Raw genomic sequence first — 12,387 nt, forward strand, 5'->3', positions numbered from 1 at the left:
TATTAGGGATGAAACATAAAGATAAAATCCACCGAGAGCAGAATAAGTAAGGGAGCGGTTATTAATGCGGAGCAGGATATTGGCTAGATGCGTCCGCATTAAATGATGTTGATGATTTCAATAATAATAAACTTTCTTTATCTCGCATCAATATCAGAGGGCTTACCGGTTGGTTTTGCACGAGAAAAATTTCCTCCGTCGTGATAGATTAAACTCATGAGATATTGGTTTTAACTTTCAACTATTACATAGCTAATTAAGAGGGTGTCATGGGGTTGTTCACTTTGGAAGAAAAGGAATTCAAAAAGGTTGCTAAAACTACATTTATGCGAGAGTCGATCCTTGAACGCAGGGATATCCAGTCAGCGATAGCCAAGAATATGAGCGATTTTTTGCCTGATTGCCTGGTAATCCAGGAAGAGTTTAACAATTGGGAAAATAGTCAACGTAGAATTGATTTACTCTGCATCGACAAGGCGTTTAATCTGGTTGTCGTTGAGCTGAAGCGGGATGAGCAAGGTGCGCATATGGAACTTCAGGCGGTAAGATATGCCGCTATGATTTCGCAAATGACGTTTAATGATGCTGCAGAATGCTACCAAAAACGTCTTGATAGCGCAGGTCTTGCTAAGAATGCGGAGCAGGAGATACTCAAGTTTTGTGAGCGAGAGGAAAGCGAGATTGCTGACTTCAATACTCAGGTAAGGATTGTACTAATCTCGGCAGATTTCTCTACGGAAGTGACTAATACGGTACTGTGGTTGAACAATAGTGGGCTAAATGTCAGCTGTTTCAAGTTAAGCCCTTATATGCATCTTGATAAGGTACTGGTAAATTTTGAACAGATAATACCGCTGCCCGAAGCAAAAGATTTCTTGGTTAGACAGAAGCGTAAAGAAACGGAGGCCAGGGATGCCAAAGAAAAAGGAGAGAAGGATTATTCGAAATTTATCTATAAGGGAGGGGTTTATAATAAAAGAAATTTGGCATATGAACTGATGAACGACTGGATCATAGATGCTAACCCGGATGATATGCAAGCGATAGCCTCTGTTTTTGGTGATGATATCCATCGCAGTCTGATTAAGGTTGAACAGGATGTGATTGCGTCACGGCGTAAGCGCTTCCATGATGAAACCGTTGAGCTTGCCTCCGGTGAGATAGTACTAATTACCAATCAATGGAGTATTGGCTCTATTCAAAAGCTGATAAATAAGTTTGCCAGTCTTGGCTATAACATTGAGATGCACCAGCAAGAGTGATACCAGGCGGCCAAGCAGACGGTCTCAGTTGTGAAAGCGGAACCTTGCCACTATATGCGATGGCATTGCTCCGCTTCGTATTATCTCCGTTGCTCGCAAACCTTGCCAAGACCGCCTTTACACCAGCGCTATCCCTAACCCTGCCGATCAAACCGATACCAGCGCCGGGATCAGCAACTGCGGGGCGAGGAGGGTGGTTGAGGTTCTTTGGGGGGAGCACCCTCGCATCAGCATAAAAAATATAGCGTTACACTCTAACTAGCGACTCAGTTTCAGTGAGCGAGAGCTGATAGCGTTTCACTGCCTCTGCAAAGGCTTGGGCGGCATCGGCATTCGAGACCATATATTCTTCAGTTACACCCGTTTGAGAGTGGAAAGTAATATTCCCATAAATACAAATAGGGATTTGATAGTTGTCTTTGAATCTGCGGTCTGGTGAGCCATTCTTGTTCGTTTTAGCCCATGTATGCCCAGCTATACTGGCATCATTTGGAACGCCATCCTCTTCATGGAATCTGCGAGGTTCTGCACTAATTTGTAATTCTCGTAAGTCAATTAGAGCAAATGCCCCATCAGCTCGCGGTATGACTGCAACACCGGGATAAAGCAAAATATCGTCACCATTGGCATTTTCAAACCGCATCGCTCGTCCTGTAAACTGAATGAGATCGGTTGAACTAAAATCGAAGGCAACCGGATGACGATTAACAGAGCGTGTGGCTAACGTCCTTTCGGCAAACTGGTCTACAGCTTTATCAGCAGTAATATCCCATTTTTTGACGCTCGATTTTAACACGTCGAATGCACGAACCATTGCGTCATAAGCTCTCTGTGAGGCATCGCTGCTTTCGAAAGTGATAGCGATTTTTGTACTGTCTTCCCAAGATACGAGGCGAGATATTTCTGCTTGGGTTTGGGGAAGTTTGATCTCAAGTTCTGCTATACGACGCTTGTAGAACAAGCGGAATAGGCTTGATTTACGTCGAGCCAATTCGCTTTTTTGTTTTGACTCTTCAGCAATGGCCTCTTGTAAATCAGCTTTTACCTCAGCTCTTTGCTCACGTGCTTTGGCGAGCAAGTCTCGTAAAGGTAAAAGAGATGTGCTTGTCAGAACTTCAACAGAAGCGCTGGAAATTTCATTCATGCCAGTTTGAGGCATATAAATTTTGGCGTTTGATGGAACGTTACCTGGCGTTGTCTCCGGCATTTCAAGATGAGTTTCTGTAGCAGACGGATTCAGTGGCTGGGTAACTGAGTGCTTGGCTCCGTAGGAAAAATTAGGTGTTGTATAAGATAAACCAGAACCCGGTAGTCCTACGGTTGCTCTAATCCCTTTTTGCCCAACATTGACTGTTGCGCCAGATACACCGATGCTCGCGCTGATTCCACGCTTACCAATATTGAGGCGAACGCCGGGGAAAAGAGTAAAGGTTTGTCTGAAGCGGAGAGACATAAGGTAATCCCTGTATAGTAATACGCATCAAAGTCTGAAATTTTCTTCGTATGAACATTAAGTTGATACTGAAGCCTAATTCTTAGGCTATTCCAATGCTGACTTATAGAAATTGATTTTTGCCTCAAAAAATACAGCAATAAATTGGCTTCTTCATGCGTAATTCTCGCACTCAACGGGATAAATATCCATATGAATTATGGTGATGGTGATCAAGGTTAGATTGCGGATAGTACTGTTATAGCCTTTAATTCTAATGATCAAGTGCGAAAAATATTTGGATGCTAATTATGAAAGGTGATCTCGAGCTACATTTCCCATTAATCTCACAATGTGGCCGATTGGAGGCTGCTCACTTCCATTTTCGCCCATATTTACCAATACCCACCAACATCTAGCGTGTGAACTCAGGCGCTGTGTTAACGCCGCTTGCGGACGAGTCAATCACCTGCAACCCTTCCCATTATTCCACTGTTCTCACTCTTAACCCCGCCGATCAAACCGATAAACCAGCGCCAACGCCAGCGCCAGGATCAGCAGCGGCGGGGCGAGGGCGGTGAAGGGCGCGTTGAGGGCGAACAGCAACCCCAGATTGAGAACGATCTGGTAAGCGATGTAGGTCAGCAACCCGATGATGACGCCAAGCGCTAACCGGCTGCCCATGCCGGGGGCGCGTGGAGCGGTGAAGGTAAACGGGATGGCCAGCAAAATCATCGCCAGCACCAGCAGGGGCTGGCCGAGTTTTTTCCACAGCGCCAGGCGGTATTCGGTGCTGGGCTGCCCCGAGCCCTGCAGGTAATCGATATAGCGATCCAACTGTTGGAGCGAGAAGCTGCCCGCCGGCAGGGTCAGCTCTTTCAGGCTCGGCACGGCGAACAGCGAGCGCCAGAGCAGGCTATCTTGCCGCGCAATCGTCTCTTTTCTGCCTTGCCAGCTTTTCAGCATCACGTTGTGCAGCAGCCAGCTGCCGTCGGCGGCGGTGCTGGCGCTGTCGGCGTAGATATAAGATTCCAGCGCGCGGTTGGCTTGATAACGGAAGATCTCGATGCCGTGGGGCTGGTCGTTCTCATCGACGGTCTTCACTGTCACAAACTCGTTGCCGCGCCGCGCCCACAGCGGGTTAACGGTGACGTCGTTATCGTTCGACTGCGCCAGGGCGTTGTTCTTCATCTGCAGCGCGCGTTGCTGCAGCGGCGAGGCCGCCCATTCATCGAGGGCGCCGAGCGAGAGGTTCATCAGCAGCCCGGCGGCGAGCATCACCAGCGCGATGCGGAATATCGACATCCCGGCGGCGCGGATCGCGGTCAGCTCCAGGGTTTTAGATAGCTGCCCCAGCCCGACGATGCCGCCGAGCAGCGCGATAAACGGCCCCAGATCGACCAGGCTGCGCGGCAGGGTCAGCACGGTCACCAGCAGCGCCTGCTGCCAGCGGTAGCCGCCCGGGGTCACGTCCTCCAGCTCGTTGATCAGCGTAAAGGTGGTGAACAGCGGAATGAGCAGCCCGGCCGCGGCGGCGAAGCCGATGAACACGTTGCGGATCAGGTAACGGCTAAAAATAGTCATCGGGAGGGTTTCCGCAGCAGGGATAAGTCGCGCGCCAGCAGCAGGGCGATGCCGGCAGCCATCGCCAGCGGCACCAGCCAAACGCCGGGGATCGTCGGCAGAGAGCCGTTGGCCACCAGCGTGCGGCAAATGTTGCCGCCATAGAAAATCGCGGTAAACAGCACCGTCAGAGGCAGCAGCGCGGCGTAGCGCCCTTGTCGCGGCTTGATGCGGCTAAAGGGGATCGCCAACAGCACCATCAGCACGGTGGTCAGCCCGCGGCTTTCGCGCCATTGCAGTTCGGCGGCGTCACCCGGATCGGCGGAGCGCGCCAGCTCCGCCGGCGAGGCCGATTTGTGCCGGCTCTCGGCGCTGGGCACGAACGGTTTGAGCGCGATGTCGAAGTTGTCGTAATTCTGCCCGTTGTCGTCGGTGCCCTGGCGATCCAGCACATAGGCGGTGCCGGTTTTCAGCCGCACGGCGGGGCTGGCGGGGGAGGCGTCGAGCACCTCCACCGACTGCGCGCGGTACAGGTTGGTATGATGGCCGCCGCGCACATAAATCAGGGCGTCCGTCAGGTGGTTGGCCGTTTTGTCGACGTGGTTGGCGAGGATCATGCGGCCGTTGCCGCTGACGTTGAATTTGTCGGCCTGCAGGTGGCTCACGTCCAGCACCGACTGCGACTCTTGCTGCAGCTGATAAATATTGGCGTACGCCCAGGGCCTGCCATACAGCGACAGCAGCGTGACCGCTATCGCCAGCGGCACGGCCAGTATCAGCACCGCCTTGTACAGCCGTAGCGGGCTGGCGCCGGCGGCCAGCATGGCGGTGATCTCCGCATCGCTGTACAGCTGGCTCAGCGCCACCGCCACCGAGACATACAGCGCGACGGGCAATATCATCTCCAGCGCGATCAGCGATTTATAGAATACCACGTCGGCCACCACCCGCAGCGCCAGCGTGCCGTTGGCGGCGTCGGTCAGGTAGCGCTGGGCGGAGTAGCTGGCGAACATAAAGATCAGAAACCCGGCGATCATCATCACCAGGCGGCGGATCTCAACCGTGATGTAGCGCTCAATCAAAGACATGCGTCATCGGCTCCCGGCGGCGTGCGCTTCATGGCGTCTCCCGCGCGATCAGCGCGCGCAGCAGGGCAATCACCTGGTCAACTTCCTGCGGGGTGAGTGCGCCGTCCTTCGCCCACTGCACGCGCCCGGCCTGGTCCAGCACCACGATGGTGGAGCTCTCCTCTGGCAGCCGCCAGGCCATGCGCCCCAGCCCGTCGCTGTCGACGATGAACTGCGCCCAGGGGTAATTCCGCTTGTTTTTCTCGATCTTGCCGCGCACGAAAAAGCCGGAGCCCGGGATCGCGTCGTCGGTGTTGACGATGGTGGTCGGCTGGAAGCGATCGCCCGGCAGGTTCGCGTCCTTGACGGCGTTGATCAGCAGCGAGTTCTTCTTCTTGGCGGAGGTACGCCCGGCGATGTATTGGATCACCCGCACTTTGCCCGCCAGTTTTGCGCTGTTCCACGGCCGGTAGCTGAAATCGCCGTTGCGCAGCAGCAGTTCGCCGCGATCGGCGATGGCGATCGGCGCCACCGGCCGGCCCTGCACGAAGTTATGCGCGGATGCCGCCAGCGGCGAAAGCAGCAGCGTGAAGATCAGCAAGCGACGCAACGTCATCATGGCTCCTTGCAACGCGCTTATCTGCCCGCCGCGACGGCCGGCGGGGAAAAGGACAGCGGAAAGCGCGCCAGCAGCAGCTCCAGGCGCTGGCGAATGTCGATATCCAGGATCGCCGGCCGATCGTAGATATCGCCGCCGGCCAGTTTGTCCGCCACCATCACGTCGTGCCGGTCGCCCATCAGGCCGTTAATCGCCGCCAGGAAGCGCGAGATCTGCCGGGCCTCGCGGTTGTCGGGGTCGATCGATCTCAGCGTGTCGTAAAACGACACCTGGCGGCTGACGATTTTGCGCACGTTGTGGAACTGGTGCCCGGTCAGCGCCGGGCCGGCGATCAGCGTCTGCAGCTGGCGCATTTGCTCCTGGCGGTAGGTGATAAAGCCCTGTGCGCTTTCCAGCCGGGTGTGGCGCAGCGCATAGCGCACATATGACCACACCGGCTTGCTGAGCAGCAGCCGCAGCAGGTTGCCGTACAGCGTCAGGTTCTTCTGGTTGCCGTTGCGAAACGCGTCCTGAAAATGGCCGAGCACCACGGTGGTGGTGTGGAACAGGCGGTTGGCGCGGTGGGGCGCGCCGTACAGCTGCTGGGCGAAGCGCAGGTGCTTGTAGCGGGCGCGGATATATTTGTAGCGCATGCGGGTGGGCGCCGCCAACTGCGGATCTTGCAGGAAACCGTTCACCAGTTGCAGCAGCTCGCGGCGGGAAAAGCCGTCTTCCCAAAACTGCAGGCACAGCGCGTAGTTGTCCCGGATGCTCTCGGGGGAGCATTCCAGATCGATCTGCTGCGGCAGGCTGATATTCGCCTCAACCAGGTCGTCTTCTTCCACCGCGACAAACAGCGCCTGGGTGGTTTCGGCGGAGAACTTCTTCCAATTATCGTTAGCGGTCATTGATTACTCTCTTTGGGCGCATTCAGCCCCAACATAAAGCGATTGCGGTAGGCGCCGATCGTCGGTATCAGGGATAACAGAACGTCTAAACATTGCCCCAGTAAATAAGCGAAGGCGGCACCCTGCACGCCGAAGGCATACGCCATCGACACCAGCAGCGCAATGTAGGCCGCCGAGGCCGTCGCCTGCGCGATCAGGAAAGCGCGCTGCTTGCCTGCCATAAACAGTAAGGATTCCTGCGGGAAGCCCATCATGGAGACGATGATCGCGCCCAGCATGATTTGAATCAGGTCATAGGCTTCCAGGTATTGCTGCCCGAACACCGCGGAAATGAACGGTTTGCCCACCAGCAGCATCAACACCGCGACGGCGAGACCGATGCCGCCGGCCAGCAGCGAGGAACGCAGGCCCAGCAGCCACGGGGTCTTGGTGCGCGGATCCAGGCGCATGATCTCCGGATAGAAGCTTTTCTCCAGCAGCTTGGCCGGGGTGCCCGTCGCATCGAAGAAGGTCATGGCGATCTTGAACAGCCCGGCGGCGGCTGGCCCGAGCACCACGCCCACCAGCACGGTGGTGCAGGAGTTGCGTGCGGCCCAGATGGTGTGGGCGATGTTGGTGGTCCAGACGAAGTTCCAGGCGCCCTCGATGCGGCGCGCGACGTTGAACAGGCGCGGCCTCAGCGCGCCGTGGATATCGCGGCGGCGCAGCTCGCGCGCGGTGAACCACCAGAACAGCGTGCCACCGATCAGGTTAGAGGCGTACCAGGTGACGATAAAGCCGGGGAATCCCAGATCGAAATAATAGGAGATGACGCTGCCCACCGCCTGCAGGAACGGCTTGATCGCCTGCTGGATAGCGATGAGATCGAAGCGGTTGAAGGCGCGCAGCACGCCGGTCGGCGTGGACGAGGTCATCGACGGGATCAGGGTGCAGTACAGCATGGCGAGCCAGAAGCTTTCGCTGTCCAGCCCCAGGGCGTGAGACAAGAACGGCAGCATGATCATGCCGCCCAGCACGGCGATGACGCCGCTGGCGATATCCAGCCCGAAGGAGAAGGCGACGACGTCGCGGAAGCGCCCGGTGTTTTGATGCTCCAGCGCCGGGGTGCCGAATTGCACCACAAACTGCCAGGTCTGGAATTTGATGAAATCGCTGACCGCTTTGGTATAGGCCTGGATCACCACCAGCACGCCGAACATTTCAGGCGACATGCCTTTACCGGCGCAGGAGAGCGCCAGCAGGCCGAGCAGCGCGCTGGCCACGCTGCCGGAGCCTAAGTAGGCGGCATTACGTAAAATGGAGCGAAACGCGCCATCGGAAAACCACCGTTTCATAACCCAAACCAGCCGTTATCGTTGTTTCTCTGCATCTTGTGTTCCGCTGTCATGCGCTTGCCCTGTATGCGTTTAATAAACCTGAGTTTCTTCGCCAGCGTTTTCGCCGGGTTGCCCGATGTCGCTCTGTGGGCGCTTCGCGGGGTTCACCACGGCGGAAATGGCGTTGAGCGCGTTGCTCAGCACCTCGTCGTAAGGGGCTCTGGCGTCCAGCTCGATGATGCGCGCGCCGTTGTACTGCAGGCGCACCATGGCGGAAATCTTGTCTTTCAGCTCTTCATAGCTGTGATCGGGCTTGCGGGAAAACGCCGTATCGACGTCGATATCGAGGCGAATGATCAGCGCCGGCCGATAGACGGCCATGCGTTGATATAAACGGCGTTCGCGCGCCGCCAGGCGGCTCACTAGCCAGCCTTTTGCGCGTTCCACGCCGATGCCGGGCCCGTCGTAGTAAAAACCTGAAATTTCCGCCTGCGGGTAGCGATCGCTGATCACCAGCACGCCGCTCTGCGCCAGCCGCCGCACCTTGCGCAGGTTGGATGCGCGCCACAGCGAAAATCCGTACATGATCAGCGCCGCCCACAGCGCCGGCGGCCTGTTGCTCATGCGCTGGGTTTTATCGGATTTGGCCGCCAGGCGCCGTTCCAGCCACACGCCGATGAACGGCAACTTCTTGATTTTGTCGCCGTCTTCGCCGGAGATCAGCCCCAAATAGCGCCGCTCCGTGGGGCGATGTTGCTGCAGGTTCTTGACCAGATCGGCGGTCAGCGTGGACTTGCCGGTGCCGTCGCTGCCCACCACGGCAATCAGCCCGGTGATGCAGGCGGAAGAGGTATTCTGTTCGGCGGTGAGTTTATTTTTTTTCATCTGTTTCGGTACGAAAAGGTTATTTGGCGGCTAGGCATTGGCGGCCCTCAGCGATATTTTAACGGCGCGCAGAGACTCGTCGAAAATACGATTGGCCGGCTCGCGGCCGTCTAAATCCAATATGTTAGCGCCGTTAAACGTCAGGTGCGGGATGACGGCGATCTTTTCGCGCAACGCCGCCAGCGAGTGATCGGGTTTGCGTGAATAGGCCGTTTGTTCGTCAATATCCAGCCGAATTAATAATAAGGGCTGATAAGACGCCATCCATTGGTAGAGGTTTTGTTCGCGCTTTCTCAGCCAGCGGATCCAGCGATTGCCGCCGGCGGTTTTCGCCAGCTGCGGGCCATCGAAACGAAACCCCGCCACTTCGGCCTGCGGATAACGATCGGTGATCAGCAATGCGCCGCTGCGGCTTTTCTTCAGCATGCGACGGAATTTATAAACGCGCCAATAGGAAAGTAAAAAAATCACCAGCGCCGTGGCATTATCCGGCGGCGTGGAAGGGCGCTCATGCACGCGCTCCGACTTCTTCAATAAATAACGCCCGAAGGTGGCGCCAATAATCGGCAGCGAACTGATCCATTCGCCGATACGCCCGGATGACTGGCCGAGATAAAGAAGTTCGGCAGGTTCTTGTGCCGATAAGGCGTTGACCAGGCTGGCGGCTAACGTGGATTTTCCCGAGCCGTCACAGCCGGTTATCGCTATTACGCGCACGGGCGAGCGATCAGATGAAGGTCTTATCTGCTGACTCACAATAATTGATCCAATGCGAAAAAAACTATTGTATTCCAATACGCCTTGGGTTCAAGATATTTATTGTGCTTTGCTGCGATAAAATAATGAGATTGCTATTCCTGTTCGTTATTTGAATTGATATTTATAGCGTTCGTTCTTGTTATTTTGTGCTAATTGTTGGTGCGTGGGCCGGTTTCGCTTTTTATGTTAATTTCCGGCCGGTCTCACGGCGAAAAAAGAGCAGGATTTTCAATTTTCGCTTAATGTTTTGTGCTTTTTTGGCGTCGCGTTACGGAAAATTTTTTCCACGCGGCCGCCACGGCAATGATAAGCGGTAGTTCGCTTCAAATATGGCACGCCGTTTCTGGTGTATTGAAAGAGAGTCTTATTATGAGTGCAAAATTTCCGCCGCTGATTGCGGTTATCGGCAGCGACGGATCGGGTAAGTCCACCGTTTGTGAACATCTGATCGCGTATATGAAACATTATGGCCCGGCGGTGCAGGTGCATCTGGGCAAACAGGCGGGCAACGTCGGCCGCGCGGCGGCGAAGTTGCCGCTGCTCGGGCGCTCGGTGGGCAAGGCTATCGAGAGCAATACCAAAAAAGTCAAAACGAAAAAATCCCGCATTGGCCTGCTGCCGTCGGCGGTGATCATCGCTTTCGTGGGGCGGCGGCTGCTGCGGTTTCGCCGCATGCTGGCGTATCGGCGGCAAGGGTTCATCGTGTTGACCGACCGTTTTCCGCAGGCGCAGATCCCCGGTGCTTACGACGGCACGGTTTTTCCCGTCGACGTTGAAGGGAGCCGGTTTGTCCGTTGGCTGGCGGCGCGCGAGCGGGCGGCGTTCCAATGGATGGCGGGGCAAAAACCGGATCTGGTGCTCAAGCTGAATGTCAGTCTGGCGGTGGCCTGCGCGCGCAAACCCGATCATCGCAAAGCGGCGCTGGAGAAGAAGATCGCCGTCACGCCGTTATTGACGTTCGAAGGCGCCGACATCGTGGATCTCGATGCCGATCGGCCGATCGAGGAGGTGCTTTCGGCGGCGGAAAAAGCCATCGCGGAATTTATGGCGGCGCAGGGTTATCGCTATTCCGCTGATGAAGTATCAACGGCTGCGCACTGAGGCGCGCATCGGTTCGGCAGGGCGGCGATGCCATTTTCGGCACCGCCGCCGCGGCCGAGAGGGAAGGCTTTATTTTTTCAGCGCCGCAAAGGCGCGCACGATGGTGTCTATTTCTTCATCGCTGTGCGCGGCATTGACGCTGCAGCGCAGCAGGGTAACGCCCGCCGGCGCGGCCGGTGGCAGCACCAGGTTTACATACACGCCGTGGGCGATCAGCTCGCGCCAGAAACGCAGCCCTTCTTCCTTCGAACCGATCATCACCGGCACCACCGGGCTGATGCGCGGCCCCAGGGTATACCCCAGCTCGGCGAGGCCGTGGTACAGGCGGTGCGCGTTGCTCCACAGCTTTTCCCGCAGTTCGGGATGGCGCGCGATTTTTTGCAGCGCCGTGCGCACCGACGCGATGCTCGACGGCGACGGCGACGCGGTAAAGATATACGGCCGGCTGCTGTAGCGCAGCACCTCCATCCCCTTGCCGCCGACGGCGAAACCGCCGATCGAAGCCAGGCTTTTGCTGAAGGTGCCCAGGATGATATCCACGTCTTGCTCGACGCCCAGCGCTTCGGCCAGGCCGCGGCCGTGCTCGCCCATCACGCCAAAGGAGTGCGCTTCGTCGACCAGCAGATACCCGCCGAGCCGCCGCTTGATGTCGACGATTTCCACCAGCGGGGCGACGTCGCCCAGCATGCTGTAGATGCCTTCCACGATAATGATCGCCTCGCGCGCACGCTCGCCCAGGCGCACCATGCGGCGCTCCAGATCGGCGGCGTCATTGTGGCGGAAGCGAATAATCTCCGCGCCGCCGAGGGCGCAGGCGTCGTAAATGCTTGCGTGGCTGTCCGCGTCGATCAATACCACGGCGCCCGGCCCTGCCAGCGTGCTGATGACGCCCAAGTTGGCGGTGTAGCCGGTGGAGAACACGATGGCGCTCGGGCGATCGAAGAATTCCGCCAGCTCCCGCTCCAGCGTCAGGTGCGATCCGTAGCTGCCGTTCGCCATGCGCGAGCCGGTGGTGCCGGTGCCGAGCGCGGCCAGGGCCGCCTGGCCGGCGGCGATCGCCTGCGCATCGAACGTCAGGCCAAGGTAATTATTGGTGCCGGCGAGGACAATCTTTTGATCGCCGATGCGGCCCTGGGTGGCGGAATAGACTTCGTCGATGCAGGTGCCGAACGGATTCAGACCGGACGTTTGAAATTGTTCGCGGTCATTGGCGAGGCGCGCAAACTTATCATACAGTCCCATGGTTTTTCTCCAGATAAGGGCGCAGCGCGTCAAGCAGTTGCTCAGGCGTTCTGACATCAAGCAATATATTGATAGGAATGGAGATATCTAATTCATCTTCCAGCATCATCAGCAGATCCAGGACTCTGATGGATTCCAGGCCAAGATCATTGACGAGATCGCTATCAGGTTTTATTTCCACTCCGCCTTCGACGATACCTTGCAAACACGTCAGGATATAATCCATTACAGCATCGCGATTTAGCATAAGAACG

Annotated in this window: 12 protein-coding genes; 2 read left to right on the forward strand and 10 right to left on the reverse strand. The window is 56.5% G+C overall.

The genetic code is table 11. From position 1 onward, the window contains the following. Window positions 1-269: 269 nt before the first annotated feature. Window positions 270-1,262 carry a hypothetical protein gene (locus ACJ8IN_RS12850; RefSeq protein ID WP_060422593.1) on the forward strand — a complete coding sequence of 331 codons (993 nt, stop codon included), beginning with the start codon at window positions 270-272 and terminating at the stop codon, window positions 1,260-1,262. Between the two features lie 247 nt (window positions 1,263-1,509). On the opposite strand, the gene ACJ8IN_RS12855 is transcribed toward ACJ8IN_RS12850, so the two are convergent. The 8 genes from ACJ8IN_RS12855 to ACJ8IN_RS12890 all read right to left on the reverse strand — a co-directional run bounded on the left by ACJ8IN_RS12855 (window position 1,510) and on the right by ACJ8IN_RS12890 (window position 9,787). Next, window positions 1,510-2,715: a DUF4236 domain-containing protein gene (locus tag ACJ8IN_RS12855; RefSeq protein WP_308325902.1), complete on the reverse strand. Its 1,206-nt coding sequence runs from the start codon at window positions 2,713-2,715 to the stop codon at window positions 1,510-1,512. Window positions 2,716-3,198: 483 nt separating this feature from the next. Then, window positions 3,199-4,278: an LPS export ABC transporter permease LptG gene (gene lptG, locus ACJ8IN_RS12860; RefSeq protein ID WP_308325901.1), complete on the reverse strand. Its 1,080-nt coding sequence runs from the start codon at window positions 4,276-4,278 to the stop codon at window positions 3,199-3,201. Next, the gene (lptF, locus tag ACJ8IN_RS12865; protein ID WP_049195339.1) at window positions 4,275-5,345 is read right to left on the reverse strand and encodes an LPS export ABC transporter permease LptF; all 1,071 of its coding nucleotides are present in this window, start codon (window positions 5,343-5,345) and stop codon (window positions 4,275-4,277) included. The genes lptG and lptF overlap by 4 nt, the downstream gene beginning before the upstream one ends. Before the next feature lie 28 nt (window positions 5,346-5,373). Then, complete coding sequence (locus tag ACJ8IN_RS12870; protein WP_033635227.1) at window positions 5,374-5,940, reverse strand: YtfJ family protein; 567 nt, start codon at window positions 5,938-5,940, stop codon at window positions 5,374-5,376. Between the two features lie 20 nt (window positions 5,941-5,960). Beyond that, window positions 5,961-6,830, reverse strand: coding sequence for a hypothetical protein (locus tag ACJ8IN_RS12875; protein ID WP_308325900.1), 870 nt, complete (start codon window positions 6,828-6,830; stop codon window positions 5,961-5,963). Continuing rightward, window positions 6,827-8,164: a lipopolysaccharide biosynthesis protein gene (locus ACJ8IN_RS12880; RefSeq protein WP_442519500.1), complete on the reverse strand. Its 1,338-nt coding sequence runs from the start codon at window positions 8,162-8,164 to the stop codon at window positions 6,827-6,829. The genes ACJ8IN_RS12875 and ACJ8IN_RS12880 overlap by 4 nt, the downstream gene beginning before the upstream one ends. A gap of 72 nt (window positions 8,165-8,236) precedes the next feature. Further along, a complete protein-coding gene (locus ACJ8IN_RS12885) occupies window positions 8,237-9,031 on the reverse strand; it encodes a hypothetical protein (protein ID WP_060422586.1) in 795 nt (264 codons plus the stop codon). A gap of 30 nt (window positions 9,032-9,061) precedes the next feature. Continuing rightward, window positions 9,062-9,787 (reverse strand): hypothetical protein, encoded by a 726-nt coding sequence (locus tag ACJ8IN_RS12890; RefSeq protein WP_060422583.1) that lies wholly within the window; start codon window positions 9,785-9,787, stop codon window positions 9,062-9,064. A 372-nt stretch (window positions 9,788-10,159) separates the two neighbouring features. Between ACJ8IN_RS12890 and ACJ8IN_RS12895 the strand changes: the two genes are divergently transcribed. Then, a complete protein-coding gene (locus ACJ8IN_RS12895; RefSeq protein ID WP_041035915.1) occupies window positions 10,160-10,891 on the forward strand; it encodes an ATP-binding protein in 732 nt (243 codons plus the stop codon). Window positions 10,892-10,960: 69 nt separating this feature from the next. Here ACJ8IN_RS12895 and spt read toward each other — a convergent pair whose 3' ends face one another. Both spt and ACJ8IN_RS12905 read right to left on the reverse strand, forming a co-directional pair. After that, window positions 10,961-12,133, reverse strand: a complete 1,173-nt coding sequence (gene spt / locus ACJ8IN_RS12900; RefSeq protein WP_308325899.1) for a serine palmitoyltransferase — start codon at window positions 12,131-12,133, stop codon at window positions 10,961-10,963. Beyond that, on the reverse strand, window positions 12,120-12,380 hold the full coding sequence (locus ACJ8IN_RS12905; RefSeq protein ID WP_015378483.1) for an acyl carrier protein: 261 nt from the start codon (window positions 12,378-12,380) through the stop codon (window positions 12,120-12,122). Before ACJ8IN_RS12905 ends, spt begins: the two co-directional genes overlap by 14 nt. Between the last annotated feature and the right edge of the window lie 7 nt (window positions 12,381-12,387).

Origin of the sequence: Serratia sp. CY31944 (assembly GCF_052169175.1) — a bacterium.
Classification (GTDB): domain Bacteria; phylum Pseudomonadota; class Gammaproteobacteria; order Enterobacterales; family Enterobacteriaceae; genus Serratia; species Serratia sarumanii.

Excerpts from the sequence above, each read along its gene's own strand:
- ACJ8IN_RS12850 (WP_060422593.1), top strand. The coding sequence starts at position 270 with ATGGGGTTGTTCACTTTGGAAGAAAAGGAATTCAAAAAGGTTGCTAAA.
- ACJ8IN_RS12855 (WP_308325902.1), bottom strand. The coding sequence starts at position 2,715 with ATGTCTCTCCGCTTCAGACAAACCTTTACTCTTTTCCCCGGCGTTCGC.
- lptG (WP_308325901.1), bottom strand. The coding sequence starts at position 4,278 with ATGACTATTTTTAGCCGTTACCTGATCCGCAACGTGTTCATCGGCTTC.
- lptF (WP_049195339.1), bottom strand. The coding sequence starts at position 5,345 with ATGTCTTTGATTGAGCGCTACATCACGGTTGAGATCCGCCGCCTGGTG.
- ACJ8IN_RS12870 (WP_033635227.1), bottom strand. The coding sequence starts at position 5,940 with ATGACGTTGCGTCGCTTGCTGATCTTCACGCTGCTGCTTTCGCCGCTG.
- ACJ8IN_RS12875 (WP_308325900.1), bottom strand. The coding sequence starts at position 6,830 with ATGACCGCTAACGATAATTGGAAGAAGTTCTCCGCCGAAACCACCCAG.
- ACJ8IN_RS12880 (WP_442519500.1), bottom strand. The coding sequence starts at position 8,164 with ATGAAACGGTGGTTTTCCGATGGCGCGTTTCGCTCCATTTTACGTAAT.
- ACJ8IN_RS12885 (WP_060422586.1), bottom strand. The coding sequence starts at position 9,031 with ATGAAAAAAAATAAACTCACCGCCGAACAGAATACCTCTTCCGCCTGC.
- ACJ8IN_RS12895 (WP_041035915.1), top strand. The coding sequence starts at position 10,160 with ATGAGTGCAAAATTTCCGCCGCTGATTGCGGTTATCGGCAGCGACGGA.
- spt (WP_308325899.1), bottom strand. The coding sequence starts at position 12,133 with ATGGGACTGTATGATAAGTTTGCGCGCCTCGCCAATGACCGCGAACAA.
- ACJ8IN_RS12905 (WP_015378483.1), bottom strand. The coding sequence starts at position 12,380 with ATGCTAAATCGCGATGCTGTAATGGATTATATCCTGACGTGTTTGCAA.